At 46.6% G+C, this 14,026-nt stretch carries 12 protein-coding genes; 3 read left to right on the top strand and 9 right to left on the bottom strand.

The window, feature by feature from the left end:
• Positions 1 to 108: 108 nt before the first annotated feature.
• Together D0S45_13915 and D0S45_13910 are read left to right on the top strand one after the other, a co-directional pair.
• Positions 109 to 1,815: a histidine kinase gene (locus D0S45_13915; protein ID TIH13710.1), complete on the top strand. Its 1,707-nt coding sequence runs from the start codon at positions 109 to 111 to the stop codon at positions 1,813 to 1,815.
• Positions 1,816 to 2,077: 262 nt separating this feature from the next.
• Positions 2,078 to 2,287: a zinc ribbon domain-containing protein gene (locus tag D0S45_13910; GenBank protein TIH13709.1), complete on the top strand. Its 210-nt coding sequence runs from the start codon at positions 2,078 to 2,080 to the stop codon at positions 2,285 to 2,287.
• A gap of 81 nt (positions 2,288 to 2,368) precedes the next feature.
• Here the strand turns inward: D0S45_13910 and D0S45_13905 are convergent, their stop codons facing one another.
• The 9 genes from D0S45_13905 to D0S45_13865 form a co-directional block, all read right to left on the bottom strand.
• A complete protein-coding gene (locus D0S45_13905) occupies positions 2,369 to 4,039 on the bottom strand; it encodes a hypothetical protein (GenBank protein TIH13708.1) in 1,671 nt (556 codons plus the stop codon).
• A gap of 11 nt (positions 4,040 to 4,050) precedes the next feature.
• On the bottom strand, positions 4,051 to 4,797 hold the full coding sequence (locus tag D0S45_13900) for a flagellar motor protein MotB (protein ID TIH13707.1): 747 nt from the start codon (positions 4,795 to 4,797) through the stop codon (positions 4,051 to 4,053).
• Positions 4,798 to 4,812: 15 nt separating this feature from the next.
• On the bottom strand, positions 4,813 to 5,568 hold the full coding sequence (locus D0S45_13895; protein ID TIH13706.1) for a motility protein A: 756 nt from the start codon (positions 5,566 to 5,568) through the stop codon (positions 4,813 to 4,815).
• Between the two features lie 7 nt (positions 5,569 to 5,575).
• Entirely contained in the window at positions 5,576 to 6,688 is a 1,113-nt protein-coding gene (locus tag D0S45_13890; protein TIH13705.1) for a DUF342 domain-containing protein, read from the bottom strand.
• Positions 6,689 to 6,718: 30 nt separating this feature from the next.
• The gene (locus tag D0S45_13885) at positions 6,719 to 7,048 is read right to left on the bottom strand and encodes an anti-sigma factor antagonist (protein ID TIH13704.1); all 330 of its coding nucleotides are present in this window, start codon (positions 7,046 to 7,048) and stop codon (positions 6,719 to 6,721) included.
• Positions 7,030 to 7,461, bottom strand: coding sequence for an ATP-binding protein (locus tag D0S45_13880; protein ID TIH13703.1), 432 nt, complete (start codon positions 7,459 to 7,461; stop codon positions 7,030 to 7,032). The genes D0S45_13885 and D0S45_13880 overlap by 19 nt, the downstream gene beginning before the upstream one ends.
• Positions 7,462 to 7,597: 136 nt before the next feature.
• Complete coding sequence (locus tag D0S45_13875; GenBank protein TIH13702.1) at positions 7,598 to 8,065, bottom strand: D-tyrosyl-tRNA(Tyr) deacylase; 468 nt, start codon at positions 8,063 to 8,065, stop codon at positions 7,598 to 7,600.
• Position 8,066: 1 nt separating this feature from the next.
• Positions 8,067 to 8,453: a 6-carboxytetrahydropterin synthase QueD gene (queD, locus tag D0S45_13870; GenBank protein TIH13701.1), complete on the bottom strand. Its 387-nt coding sequence runs from the start codon at positions 8,451 to 8,453 to the stop codon at positions 8,067 to 8,069.
• A 239-nt stretch (positions 8,454 to 8,692) separates the two neighbouring features.
• Entirely contained in the window at positions 8,693 to 12,220 is a 3,528-nt protein-coding gene (locus D0S45_13865; protein TIH13700.1) for a DNA polymerase III subunit alpha, read from the bottom strand.
• 204 nt (positions 12,221 to 12,424) lie between these two features.
• Here D0S45_13865 and D0S45_13860 point away from each other — a divergent pair, with 204 nt between their 5' ends.
• Entirely contained in the window at positions 12,425 to 13,615 is a 1,191-nt protein-coding gene (locus tag D0S45_13860) for a sodium/sulfate symporter (GenBank protein TIH13699.1), read from the top strand.
• The last annotated feature ends 411 nt before the right edge of the window (positions 13,616 to 14,026 follow it).

Here is a 14,026-nt window from a genome sequence, read left to right as displayed (position 1 = left end):
TTTATAAAAAAATGATTTTTTTTGAGAAACCGGATTTCGATCCGGTTTCTTTTTTTTATATAACGGGGTAGGATAAAACAAAATCTACCATTTGCTTTGAGGATGTACATGAGAATTGGTTTGAAGGGTAAAAGCTATTTAATTGTTTTTTTCATTTGTCTGTTGGTCTTTGTGGGCAGCAGTCTGCTGGTCTATGAACTCAGCAGTAGGTCTATTTCCAAAGTAGAAAAAGTGCTGATGGAAGAAAATCTAAGCCGGGCTGATTTTGCTGTTCAGGAAAGCTCCCGAGGATTACAGAGTCTTTGCCGGGATTGGAGCTGGTGGGATGATACATATTATTTTGTCCAAGATTTTAATGAACAGTATGTTCGTTCAAATCTAACCGCTGAAATACTGACCAACCTTGATTTGGATATAGTCATGTTTTTTGACGAAGAAGATAAACTTATTATCTCACATTCTGTCAAGGGAATGGAATCCGCAGAGCTTTGCTTTGTTACCGGTGAATGTCAGGGAAACAATATTGTCCGCAAAGCTGGAAACGATGGTTTGACCGGTCTGGCAAGAATTAATCACAGGCTGATGCAGATCAGCGTCCAGAAAATCTTCGACAGCAATATAAAAAAAACTCCTGTAGGCACTATGGTCATGGGCCGTTATTTCGGTGACCGTCAGCTAGTCAAGTTGGGTAAGGCCTTACAGATGGATTTGTCTTTTCAGGAATTGAAAGATGTTCCTGAAAAAGAGGTTTTTTTTGTTTCTCAGGAAAGCGTAGAATCCAAACTGAAAGGATTTATGGTTTTGCGGGGTGTTTTCGGTAAACCTCTGGTCCTGCTGGGGCTGGCTATGGAGCGGGATGCCTACAAAATAGGAAGTTCTCAGTTTACAATTTTTATTTATTTCATGTGCGGTTCACTTTTGTTGCTTGGCATTGCTGCTACCTTTGTGCTCAATAGATATTTTGTCTCACGGGTGAAGATGTTGCAGGGGCAGTTGCGCGGTGAATATTTTACTGGGCCGGAGAAGAGAACTGTGCAGCTAAGCGGGAATGACGAACTTAATGATCTTTCCGACTCTATAAATGAAATTCTGATCCTGTTGCAGGAGCAAAAAACAAAGGCAGAAACTGCCAGCCGGGTCAAGACTGAATTCTTAGCAAATATGAGTCATGAAATTCGTACACCCATGCATTCCATTCTTGGAATGGTGGAGCTGCTTAAAGAGACCAACGTCGATAACGAACAACAGGATTTTTTGAATATAGCCGGAACTGCCGGGGAAAACCTTCTTGAGGTAATTAACGACGTCCTTGAAATATCTAAGATTGAAGCTGGACATTTGGAAATTGAGAATCATGAATTCCTGCTGCATGAAATTGTGGAGAGGGTGGCCAGTGTTTTTGCTGTGGATGCCGCGCGCAAAGGTCTAAAAGTTGTTTGCCATATTGATAAAGATATACCGAAGAAGGTGATCGGTGATGCTACCAGAATCCGGCAGGTATTGAACAATTTGATCAGTAATGCCGTTAAATTCACTAGTGAAGGAACTATTGCGGTCTCGCTGTATCTTGATGACGGGAAAATATTATTTGCTGTGAAGGATGAAGGCATTGGAATATCTGAAGACAAGTTTAAGTATATTTTTAAAAGTTTTACTCAGGCGGACTCATCGACTTCCCGCAAGTATGGCGGAACAGGACTCGGGTTACCTATCTCCCGTAAATTAGTGGAAATGATGGGGGGAGAAATTTTTGTTTCCAGCATAATAGGCGGGGGAACTACTTTTCGTTTTTATGTGAACCTCGGCATCGTTTAAGTCTGAACTATCAGTGGATGTAATTCTAATTGTGATCTGCTATTGACATAAGTAATGTAAGATTTAAATGGTAAGGAAGTGTAGATAAACAACCTGTGAGGTTCAGATGTCAGATTTACTTAGTCTGGTTGCGGTTTTCGCAATCGTCTTCATCGTCGTGAAAGTGGTGATACCGAAAATGGGAATTGCACCATGACAGATAGGTAAGGGACCCCGTGGGGGCTCCAAAGATAAAGACGGTGGTTGCGGAGGCAAATAGCAGATGCCTATTTATGAATACAAATGCAACGTATGCGGGCTTGAATTTGAGGAGTTGGTTTTTCCTTCCAGTTCTGATAATCCCGTTTGTCCAGAATGTAAAAGCCCGGATACCGGAAAGCTGCTCTCGTCATTCAGTGGTGGAGCTTCTTTTTCCGATCCTGTTCCTTCCACTCCTCCGACTGGAGGTTGCGGAGGTTCCGGCTTTTCATGAGGTTAGACAATTTCTTCCGGTCGGAAGATTGATGACACAATGGCCCTGATTCAGATGAATCAGGGCCATTTTTTTAGAAACTTATTGGTGCACCTGCCGCATACATTTGATCAGGGTTTTGATGCGGCAGTCATATGTATGTTCATCCAAGATTCTTTTGCGCGCGGCTTTAATTATCTTTTTACGCGCTACTTCATCGTTTAGATATTTTTCAACCAATTGCGGTATTTCCTCAAGCGAATTGTATACCGCAATTTCTTTGCCCGGCTCGAAAAGCTTTTCCATCTGGTAGCGGTGGTCGGTCAGGATGAAACCGTTGCAGGCCGGAACATCAAAGACTCTCTGGTTGACCGCTCCTTTCATCTGCTGGCTGGTGCAGTTGAAGTTGATTTTTGAGCAGGGGTAGAAGCGGGGCAGGTCATCATAGTATGATAGCTCGTGATGGTATTCCCATGCGCTATTGCTTTTCAGTAATTGTTTCCAGCCGTCGTCCCCGACAATGAGTGGATTGAATTCAAGTGTTTTTTTCACGCAGGAGAGTCGGTATTCAAGCGTTGCCTGCCAGATGATCAGAGTCTCAAAGGCCAGTTTTCGATGCGGAATAATCAGGTTTTTGTATTCCGGATATAGTTCCGGGAAATCCGTTTTCAGAAAATTAATGACCGAGTGCTCCGATCCTTGACCGAATGCATGGGCTACTTCTTTCCATTTTTCAGCCAGTAGACCGCTAATTTTAGAAGCTTCAAAACGTTTGGCGGTTTTGTGGACCATTGAGTTGCCTACAAAAGAAATATCCCGTGCCCAGCGGCTTTCAGCACACCTCTTTGAGGGCAGGAAGCGGGTCTGGTCAGTGCCTAGTGGCAAATGAAAAATATTGTTGAATCCCATTTCACGCAGGGAGTCCATGCGATCCGCATCCCAAGTGAAGATTGTTGTGCTTTCATTTGCTTGCGTCTGATAAAGAGGCAGGATGAGCATGGGATTATCCACAAACCACGAGGCGAGCGGTAATTGAAATTTATGCAGCAGGGTGTTCAGTATTCCTTCCTGATCAACTCCCAGATGGTTGACCGTGAGTACGAAGTCGGGGCGGAAGATATCGATGGCTGAGGAAATGCGGGCCACGAATTGCTCCAACTCCATTTCCTTGGCATCCATGTTTATGAACATGTGAGGCACTCCCTGTCGCTGGCAGGCGGCCACAATCTCACCCATGAGGAAGTATTGACTGGTTAAGAGCAGGATTCTTGGTTTCTCATTCTGAAATTTAGGCCAGACCGGGAATTCGACTTCTTTACCTTCTTGTTCAATGAGCAGTTTTTCTGTCTGGGCATAAAAGGGAGAGAGGCGCAGGTAAAAGGGATTCTTCAGCAGCTGGACTTTTTTTCCTGAATTGGATTCCAGCTCCGAGATGTGCTTTGCTGCATTTTGGGGGGAACTTGTGTTGATCCAGACAAGATTGGGGTAGGTTCGGAGTTCTTCTTTCAACCCGCTGGCGCTGAGAATTTCGGTCTCGCAATCAAGGATGAGCAGAGTGCGGTCTTGTTGTTTAAGTATTTCTTTCGCCGCAACACCTATACCGGAACCGATTAACAGGGGGATTTTGTCTTCCTCAACTTGTGCGGCGAGGTCTTTTTCTCTGCGCAGTCCGTATTTACCCCACATGTGTTTCTTTCTACCATCCGCCATGATGCGGACATCTACAAGCTCTGATTCTGTTCTTATTGCTTCTGCGGTATAATCTGTGCTCATGAGGTTGGTTCCTACCACGAATCCCGGGCGGGTTTATGGTAGAAGAATTCAAGCCTTCTGTTTTTTTGCTTGTTTGCCGGGCTATCGTTTTTCACCAGAGGTTGGGTATCTGCATAACCCACGGCTTTAAGCCTTTTAGGGGCAATGCCTCCTTTTTCCACAATATAGCGCAGGGCGCTTGCAGCCCGAGCGGATGAAAGCTCCCAGTTGGTTGGAAATTTCCTGGAACGTTGTTCGGAATTATCCGTATGCCCGCGCACCACAAGGTTATAGTTGTGGTCCTTGAGAATGCTGATCACCCTGTCCAGAACTTTGTGGGCATCCGGTTTTAATTTTGCTGATCCTGGCTGAAATAGGGTGGCCGAGTCCGTATTGACCAACACCCCGTCCTGATCTGCCTTTACTCCGGATGATTTGCGGGTTGTATCTTCCTCGTCCAGAAGGGCCTTGATACGCAGGACCAGTCCGAGCAATCGTTTGTCATTGCTGTCCATTTTGACCTCTTTTCTCTTGAGGTCAGACGGAGTCAGTGAAAGATGATCATCTTGCTTACGTTCAATTTTTACACCGAAAGCATCCTTGAGCGAACCTAGCAGTTCCTTGAATTTTGCAAGATCGTTGTTCGCAAATGAGAGCAGTAGGACAAAAAAGCAGAGCAGAAGTGTTACCATGTCCGCGAATGTAGCCATCCACGGCGGAAGTCCTTCTTCCGGCGGCGGATCGGTATTCTTCGGTTTAATAATAACTACTTTAGCCATGCCATATCCCTTTAATTATGCCGCTGCGTCACGCAGGCCCGGGGAAAGGAATGCCTGAAGTTTTTCCTTTACTATTGAGGGATGTTCACCTTTCTGGATAGAGACAACTCCTTCAACCATGATTTCCATATAAGTGGCTTCTTCAATGGAGCGTTCGGAAAGTTTGGTGGCCAAGGGAAGGAAAACAACGTTGGCCAGAATAGATCCGTAAAGGGTTGTCAGCAATGCAACCGCCATTGCTGGGCCGATGGCATCAGGGTTACTAAGGTTTGAAAGCATCTGGACCAGACCGATAAGGGTCCCGATCATCCCGAATGCAGGGGCCATGGCTCCCATACCTTTCATTACGCCCTGTCCTTGAAAATGTCGTTTTTTCATGGCGTCGATTTCAATTTCCATGATGGATCGGACCAGATCTCCGTCTGTGCCGTCTGCAACAAGAATAACCCCTTTTTTGAGGTATTCGTCGTCAATTGCAACTTTTTCCAGTGCTACAAGGCTTTCCTTTCTTGCGGTTTCAGCCAGGGCAACGATCTGGTCGATGAGGGCTTTCGGGTCTTCTGATTTTGCAAAGAAGCCTTTTAGTGCAATTTTGAAAGCTTTGAGGACCACTCCCATTGGAAACATGATGAAGGCGGATGCAAATGTCCCACCAAAAACAACAACAAGAGATGGCGGGTCAACAAACCCGCCTGCGTTACCGCCCATGAAAATGGTCGCTACGATTAGCCCGAAACCGCCGACAATTCCTATTAAAGTTGCAATATCCATATTTGCTCTATTTCTTTAATGCGGGTGAGCCCACTTTGATCTCATTGTTTTCATAATAGAAAAAAACATTTTCCAGAGGTTCATCCACTTGCATGTAGGCTTGCCCAATGCTTATTTCCACTCCGGATTTTACAATTCCCTGAACCATAATTCTACAACTTTCTAAATTTTCCGTCTGCTGTATTTTGTCCCAAAGCTGCTTTTTTTTGTTTTTCAAAAAGCGAATCTTCATTTCGCATTTTTCGGTTTTTCCGGCAAACGCGGCTGTGGTTGAGGCTCCGTTACTCATCATTTTCTGTAAATTGGTGACTTCGTTTTCCAGAACAGAAATCTGAGTAGAAATTTTGTCGATCTGAAGTAGCAATACAGGGTTGTATCCTACAATCACCTGCGATGCTGCACTTAGTCCGCCACCCAATTGTTCACCGATAAATATGATTTGGTCGCTGTAGCATTTGCCTCCGGCAAAGCGTCCCTTTGCGGCGAATTTTCCTTCACAATATACTGTCGTATGCATGCAGTTTTTATCAATGATAATATTGCCGCTACTTACAAGTGTCGCATTTTCGCAAAAGCTTGTCCGTAGGGTTTCTTTTGCTTCGACGATACCTTTGCTGTTGCCCTTTATTCCTCCGTCACACTTAAGGAACCCCGCAGCATGTACGTTTGCTTGCTCAATTACACCTTTTACATTGATATTGTTGGCTTTAACGTCTAACCCTGATTTAATAGAACCGTGTACGACAATGTCGCCGACAAAAAAAATGTTACCGGTAGAAAGGCTTACGTCTCCGCGAACATTAAGCAATTCTTTGACCGTGATCAGGCTGTCTTCATTGTAAAAAACATACCCGTTGCGGGTGGCGATCAGTTGGTCAGAATTGTCAGGGTTAATTTTTGTATTGGGGCCGCGCGGGAAGTTTTTAGCCTGATAATGGCGTTGGCCCAGGCCGCAGCTGCCGTCTTCTCCTGGTTCTTCCCATTGGGCAAGAACCTGTCCGACAATTACGCTTTGCACATAGCCCATATTGTAGTAGTCAACGCTTCCGTCGTTTTTTTCTACCGGCTTCAGGTCAGTGTAGTCGAAATCAGGGTCAAAGTAGTGTTTCAGGCAGGGCATTCATATGCTCCGGTAGGTGCTGGGGGGCATTTAAGGAATTTCCATTTCGTCTTCAATTATATTGAAAAAGGAGATGAGTCTTACCAGCTCGAGAGTCTTGCAGATTTGCTCACTCGGGCGCAGTAGGTACATATTCTTATTGTGGCTTTTAAGTCGGGAATTCAGTGAAACCAGAAAGCCTATACCTGAACTGTCAAGGAAACGGGCTTCGGAAAGGTCTGCAACCACAAGCTCTACTTCTGATGACTCACAGTCCTGCTCAACCTGCTCTTTGAATTCATAGATGGTTTCAATGGTAATCTCTTTACCGCATTTAAGGTGAAGGATACCATCGCTTACTTTTATTCTTTCTTCCGCCATTGGTCTTCCTTTAGCTTGCGGGTCAATTTAATGATATTCTTTCCATTCTTTTTGATCAGTTCAAAAGCATCCATTAATTCAGACATTATGAACATACCCCTTCCGCCTACAGCTTCCGGGGAGGGCATGGAGAAATCAATTGATTTGGAGCAGAGTCCTTTGCCCCAATCCGCAATTTCAAAAACAATATGGTTACCAGGGTCAATCTCGATTGTTAATTCCAATCTGTTGCAGTCCTTGATTTCATCATAGGCGTGCCTGGCTACATTGGAACATCCTTCCGTAAGAACAAGATCCATGTCGTGGAGAAGGTTCTCGTCTGCAACAAAATCTTTGAGAATGATAATTGCCTTGCGGGCTATTTCCCTGCTTTCTTCAGGGCTCGGAACTGATTCCAGCACAAAGCGATGCATGAATGCTCCATGGTTCCTGTCTGACGCAAAAGTTAGTTGCTTCAAACGTTACAACTTTCAGACTGCCGTTATTGATGAATTTAATATACCTAATCCTCCCTTTTTCGCAAAGGAAGTCAAGGTAAAAGCTTAAATTTTAGTTAAAATCCTCTGAATCCAGTATGATGGTCACCGGACCCCAGTTGACGAAATCAACATTCATCATGGCCCCGAACTGTCCCGTGGCAACTTTTGCGGGAGCTTTTTTGCTTACATCTGCAACAAGCCGGTCAAATAGGTCGCTGGCAAGTTGCGGTGCAGCTGCCCCTGTAAACGAAGGACGACGCCCTTTTTTGCATGAAGCATATAAGGTGAACTGAGAAACCAGCAGTACATCGCCGTCTATGTCTTCAAGTGAGCGGTTCATACGACCCTCTTCATCTTCAAAGATGCGTAGCCCGATCATTTTGTCGATCATGGTTTTCCAAACCTTTGATTCGGGCAGCTTTTCTGTATCATCTTTACCGAATCCGGCCAGCACCATGATGCCGGGGCCTATTTCACCCACGGTGGCTCCGTCTACCTCGACCTTGCCACCGCTTGTTCTTTGGATGACCAAGCGCATCTTATTCCTCGGAGTAGGAAGCTACGGAGGATTCTTTTTCAGATACAGAAGCGTAGACCATTTTTATATGCTCGCTCTCGACTCTTTTTTTCATCTCCTGATAGATGTAGCGGGCGATGTTCTCAGAAGAAGGGTTGCGGTGTTCGAAATATTCTGTGCTGTTCAGATGTTTGTGATCAAGGGTGTCCAGTAATTCACTTAGTTCTTTTTTCAGCTCTTTGAAGTCCATAAGGATTTCAACTTTTGGATCAAGGCGGTCGCCTTCAATTTCAACTTCAACGCCGAAGTTGTGGCCGTGCATGTTCTCGCATTTTCCGCCGTAATTACGGAGCTGGTGCGCGGCACTGAAGTCTTTCTTTACTTTGAGTTTCCATTTTCCTTTAGACATATATTTGTTCTCCAATTTGATGTTTGGTATGCCTCCGGCGGCTTAAACCCTTTTGCAAAAGGGTTTAAGAATTCCAAAACCTTTTATTATGCTTCGCAACGTTGTTATGGAAAATCGTGCGGGTAAAAAGGTGGATTCTAATTACGTCAGAGGCGAAGCCTTATTAAAAGTTTTTGAAGAGTCCAGAGAAACTTTTCCCAAAAAGTTTCTCTGGCCCTCGGAGAGTCGCCGAAGGTCTCTTATTGCATTTGGGCTTTGCCGTTTCCGTTCTTGCGCCATTGGTTGAATTCTTTCCAGAAATCACCATTGGGCCGGATGTTGTAACCGTGCCCGAGTCGCAGGGTGCAGATGGAATCAGCAAGGAACATTTGCAGAGTTACCGGGGCTGAACCGGGGTAGCCTGCAAGGATTGCCTTGAGTTCGGTAATTCCTTCGTCAGTGCACAGGGTATGATGGACGGATAACGGAACAGCTTCCTGACATCCGGCCTGCGCATTTTCGAGGGGTGAAATTTCATCGGCCATGACCTTGGATTCTGCCGGGGCTTCTTCCTGACCATCTTCGGGCGGTGGGTTATCCACCTTACCTTTGATCAGCAACGGTATATCCTGATCCAGATACTGGTGCACCACTTCATAAGTCTTGGGAAAAATGATTAATTCCCCGGACCCGGTCATGTCTTCAATAGTGGCAAAGGCCATTTTTTTGCCACTCTTCTTGGTGATGATTTCCTTGTATCCGGTGATGATGGCCCCAATCTTGACCTGTGCTTCGTGGGCCATATTCGGGCAGTTCTCAATGGTTTGCAAACCGAGGCGATTTATCTCATTACGATAGGATAGCAGGGGATGGCAGGTCAGGTAAAAGCCGAGCGCTTCTTTCTCAAGGCGCTGCATCTCCTTGTCTTCCATTTCCTCCATATTGAATTCTTCAAAGCTGACAGTGGCTGGTTCTTCGGTTTCACTTCCTCCGCCGAGCATATCCAGCATGTTGATCATGCCTGATTCTTTTTCCTTGGTCTTTTTCTGACCGTAGGAAACAGCCTTGTCCAGTGAGGCAATGAGCCCGGAACGGGTCAAACCCATGGAATCGAAGGCACCGGCGCGGGCCAGATATTCAATGACACGCTTGGTAACGCGGCGCAGGTTCACGCGGGTTACAAAGTCCACGAAATCCTTGAAATGGCCGTTGGCCTGACGTTCGGCAACAATTTCATCAATCGCTTCCTCGCCAACGTTCTTGATCCCGGCCATACCGTAAATGATGTCGCCTTCGTACACTGAAAAGCGGGCAACACCGAGGTTGATGTCCGGCTGGCGTACGGTAACGTCCATGTCGCGGCAGGCGTTGATGTACATGATGATCTTTTCAGTGTTGTTCATTTCAGTACTCATGAGTGCTGCCATGAATTCCACCGGGAAGTGGGCCTTGAGATAGGCTGTGTAATAAGAGATCAGCGCGTAGGCTGCGGAGTGCGATTTGTTAAAACCATAGGCCGCAAACTGTTCCATAAGGTCAAAAATTTCGTTTGCTGTCTCTTTGGGGATTTCGTTTTCTTTGGCCCCTTCAACGAAACGGACCCTGTGCTGTGCCATTTCTTCGGCGATCTTTTTACCCATGGCACGGCGGAGCAGGTCACCTTCACCAAGAGAGTAGTTGGCGATGGTCATAGCTGCGCCCATAACCTGTTCCTGATAAACAATGACCCCGTAGGTGGGGGCGAGGCTCGGTTCGAGGGTGGGCCAGAGATATGAAACCTCGATTTCGCCGTGCTTACGTTTAATGAACTCATCAACCATACCGGAACCCAGCGGTCCCGGACGGTAAAGGGCGAGCATCGCGATGATGTCTTCAAAGCAGCTCGGCCTGAGCATGCGCAGGTATTTACGCATACCGGAAGATTCAACCTGAAATACCCCGTCGGTATCTCCCTTACAGAAAATATCGAAGGTGGCCTGATCGTCGAGGGTCAGGGTATCGAGATCCGGGGCTTCCTTGCCCTGAAGGCGGATGATATCGAGGCAATCCTCGATAACGGTCATGGTTCGCAGGCCCAGAAAGTCAAACTTGATCAGGCCGACTTTTTCGACCTTTTTCATGTCGTACTGGGTTACGATTTCACCCTTTTTACCTTTATATAGGGGTAGGTAATCGGTCATGGGCTTATCGGAGATAACAACCCCGGCTGCGTGGGTGGACGCATGGCGGGACATGCCTTCCAGACGGGTGGCGATGTCCATGAGCTTGGCGATTTTGGGATCAGTGGCGACCATGTTGCCTAGTTCGGGGATGGCCTCCACCGCGTTGGGCACGGTGATCTTAGCCTTCTTGACCCCTAAGCCCTGTGCAATAACTGCCGGATCATCAGGAACAAGCTTGGCAATGGGGTCGGTCTCGGAAAAGTGCATGCCCATGGCACGGCCTACGTCTTTGATTACCGCCTTGGTTTTCATGGTTCCATAGGTGGTGATCTGGGCCACACGGTCCCAGCCGTATTTATCGGAGCAGTATTTTACTACTTCAAGGCGTCGTCGTTCACAGAAGTCGACGTCGATATCAGGCATGGAGATACGTTCTACGTTGAGAAATCGTTCAAAGAGCAGATCGTAAGGGAGCGGGTCGATGTTTGTGATGCGCAGTGCCCACGCAACAATGGACCCGGCAGCAGACCCACGGCCCGGACCGACCGGAATACGGTTGTCCTTGGCCCAGTTGATAAAGTCCTGAACAATGAGAAAGTAGGCCGGGAATCCCATCTTAATGATGATGTCCAGCTCGTAATCGAGACGCTCCCAGTAAGTCTTTTCATCAATTTCATATGGGGCAGTTTCAATACGTTTTTGCAGACCTTCTTTGCAGAGTTTTACAAACTCGGTATCGATGGTCATGCCTTCGGAGAGTTCGTAGTCCGGGAAGTAGTAGTTACCCAGTTCGATCTCAAGGTTGCACATCTCGGCAATCTTTTGGGTGTTGGTTATTGCTTCCGGCACATGGGCGAAATATTCTTCGAACTCTTCCTGCGGCTTGAAATAAAGCTGGTCTGTGCCCATGCGGAATCGTTTTTCAGCATCAACCGTGGTCTGGGTCTGGATGCAGAGCAATAGATCGTGGGCTTCGTAGTCTTCCTTGGTCAGGTAATGGCAGTCGTTGGTGGCAACAAGCGGCAGCCCGGTCTGTTGGGCACATTTAAGGATTCGTTCGTTTAGATCTTCCTGTTCTTTGAGTCCGTTGGCCTGCATCTCAAGGTAGAAATTACCGGGGAAAATGGACTCGTACTGCTTAGCCATTTCCACACCGGCTTCAATTCCTTCATTCATCAGGACGCGGGGAACTTCACCTGCAAGGCAGGCCGAAAGGGCAATAACCCCTTCGCTGTATTTATTGAGCAGGTATTTACTGACCCGTGGTTTGTAGTGGAAGCCTTCAAGGAAACCCAAGGAACAGAGTCTAATGATATTTTTGTAGCCCTGCTGGTTTTTTGCCAGCAGTACGAGGTGATAACGACCTTTTTTATCTTTGCGCTTGTGGGCTTCCTCGTCATCTATGTCACCGGGAGCAACGTAAACTTCACAACCGATGATGGGCTTGATGCCCATATCCATGGCGGTCATGTAAAAGGTGACCGCACCGAACATGGAGCCGTGGTCGGTGATGGCAACGGCGGGCATGCCGAAATCTTTGGCCTGTTGGCATAAATCCTTGATACGGATGGCTCCGTCCAGCAGACTGTATTCTGTGTGGACGTGCAGATGAACAAATTCTGACATATATATTAATCCTGATGAGTGGAAATAGATTCGAAGTAAAGAAAGTTAGTATTTATTTTTAGGGCTAAACGTCAATAGCCGAGAAAAGAGTCACAAGTCCATTTCAAGCTTTGATGGCATAAAATTGCACGCATTCCCGGAATGTTGACGAAATGCGCCGCCCATGCAAGAAATTTGTGATTAATCAAAGAAGGTGATCCTAGCATGGAATTCTCTGCTACTTATATATATGATAGGCTGCCCCTGATTCTGCTTTTTGTTACCGGGTATATCCTTTACCGGGTTATTGCATCAGCTGGATTGCCGGAATTTATCGCTTCGCGCGCGGTGCGTTTCAGTCGGGGGCGTGCGGATTGGCTGCTGCTATCTTTGATGGGCGTATCCGCACTGCTTTCCATGTTTATCCCTAATGCCGTAACTGTGCTGGCTATGATCCCGGTTATCCGCAAGCTTGATGATGAGCTTGAAGCTATGACCACACCTCTAGCTCTATCTATAATATATGGGGCAAATATCGGAGGGATGGGATCGCTTATTGGTAGTCCTGCAAATCTTCTACTTATCGGCGCACTGGATCTCTTCGCTATTCCGGGTCGCAAAAGCATAACCTTCTTTAATTGGTTTGAATGGGCGTTACCGCTGGTGATTCTTTTGCTGCTGTTAGCATGGCTGGTGGTGCGCTTTTCCCTTCCGGCCAAGGAAGTAAAGACCTTTCAGGTGCGCGAGGATAAACCTCTTCTGCCTAAGCAGCGTAAGGGGCTGTACGTTTTTGCCTGTTTTCTGCTGTTCTGGATTGGGGCGTCAGTTGCCGTGGAGTTGTTTGCTGCCTTTAGGGAGTATGAGCCGCTGTTAGCGATTTTCTTTTCTGTTCTCTTTTGCGGGCATATCTTTAGGAGTGGCATGCTGCGGTTGCGTGACCTCGTGCAAGGAGTTCCCAAGCGTGGAGTCCTGTTTCTGGGGTTGCTGGGAGTGCTGATTGTATTAGTGCGTATGCTCCGTTTAGATGAATATGCCGCCGGTGTGTTTACTGCTGAGCTGGATTATCTGGGGCATAGTGGTGATAGCTATGGGGTGTATCTTGTGACAGCCTTGATCGTTATCCTGCTGACCGAGTTTTTGAGCAATACCGTAGTTTCAACAGCGTTCTTTGCAGTCATAGCTCATGTGGGAACATCTTACGGGATAAACCCGCTTCCGCTCATGATATTGGTTTCAGCCGCTTCAACTTGTGCATTTATGACCCCAGTGGCGACACCATGTAACAGTCTGGCTGTAGGGGAGATGCGCGGTATGTCCCTAAGAACCATGTTTACTCTGGGTATGGTGTTGAACGTTCTTTGCTCAGTGCTGCTGTCATTTTGGATTTGGTGGATGGTTCCGTTAATTTATGGGTAGCTATTCGAATCAAATGAAGTGGCTCAAATGAAGGCTTAATCCACAAAGGGAAGTAGATATCAACAATAATTCAAAAACCCCTTGACCCCAATCCCTGTTTTACATAGAACCTCTTCCTCGGCTGATGACGGCCCTGAACGGGGGCAGCACAGCTGAGATTTTTTTTGACTGACCGGTCATTAAACGGTTGACAAACGGAACGGGTTTACATAGATTCCCAATCCGCGCTGAGCGAAAGCAAAGCACTGAGATCATTGAAAAAGTATTTTGCGAGAACATTGAAATTAATGATTGACAGCGGCGGCTGAGTTGATTAGCTTCCGTCTCCGCACTGAGCGAAAGTAAGGTGCAGGGATCATTGAAGAAAGTTTGAGTTTATGACCGAGGCGCTACGATGAAATCCAGATCGGA

It is taken from the genome of Marinifilum sp. JC120 (genome assembly GCA_004923195.1).
Taxonomy (GTDB): Bacteria; Desulfobacterota; Desulfovibrionia; order Desulfovibrionales; family Desulfovibrionaceae; genus Maridesulfovibrio.
Note: the sequence above shows the minus strand (reverse complement) of the source record. Positions and strands in the feature narration are given on the sequence as shown.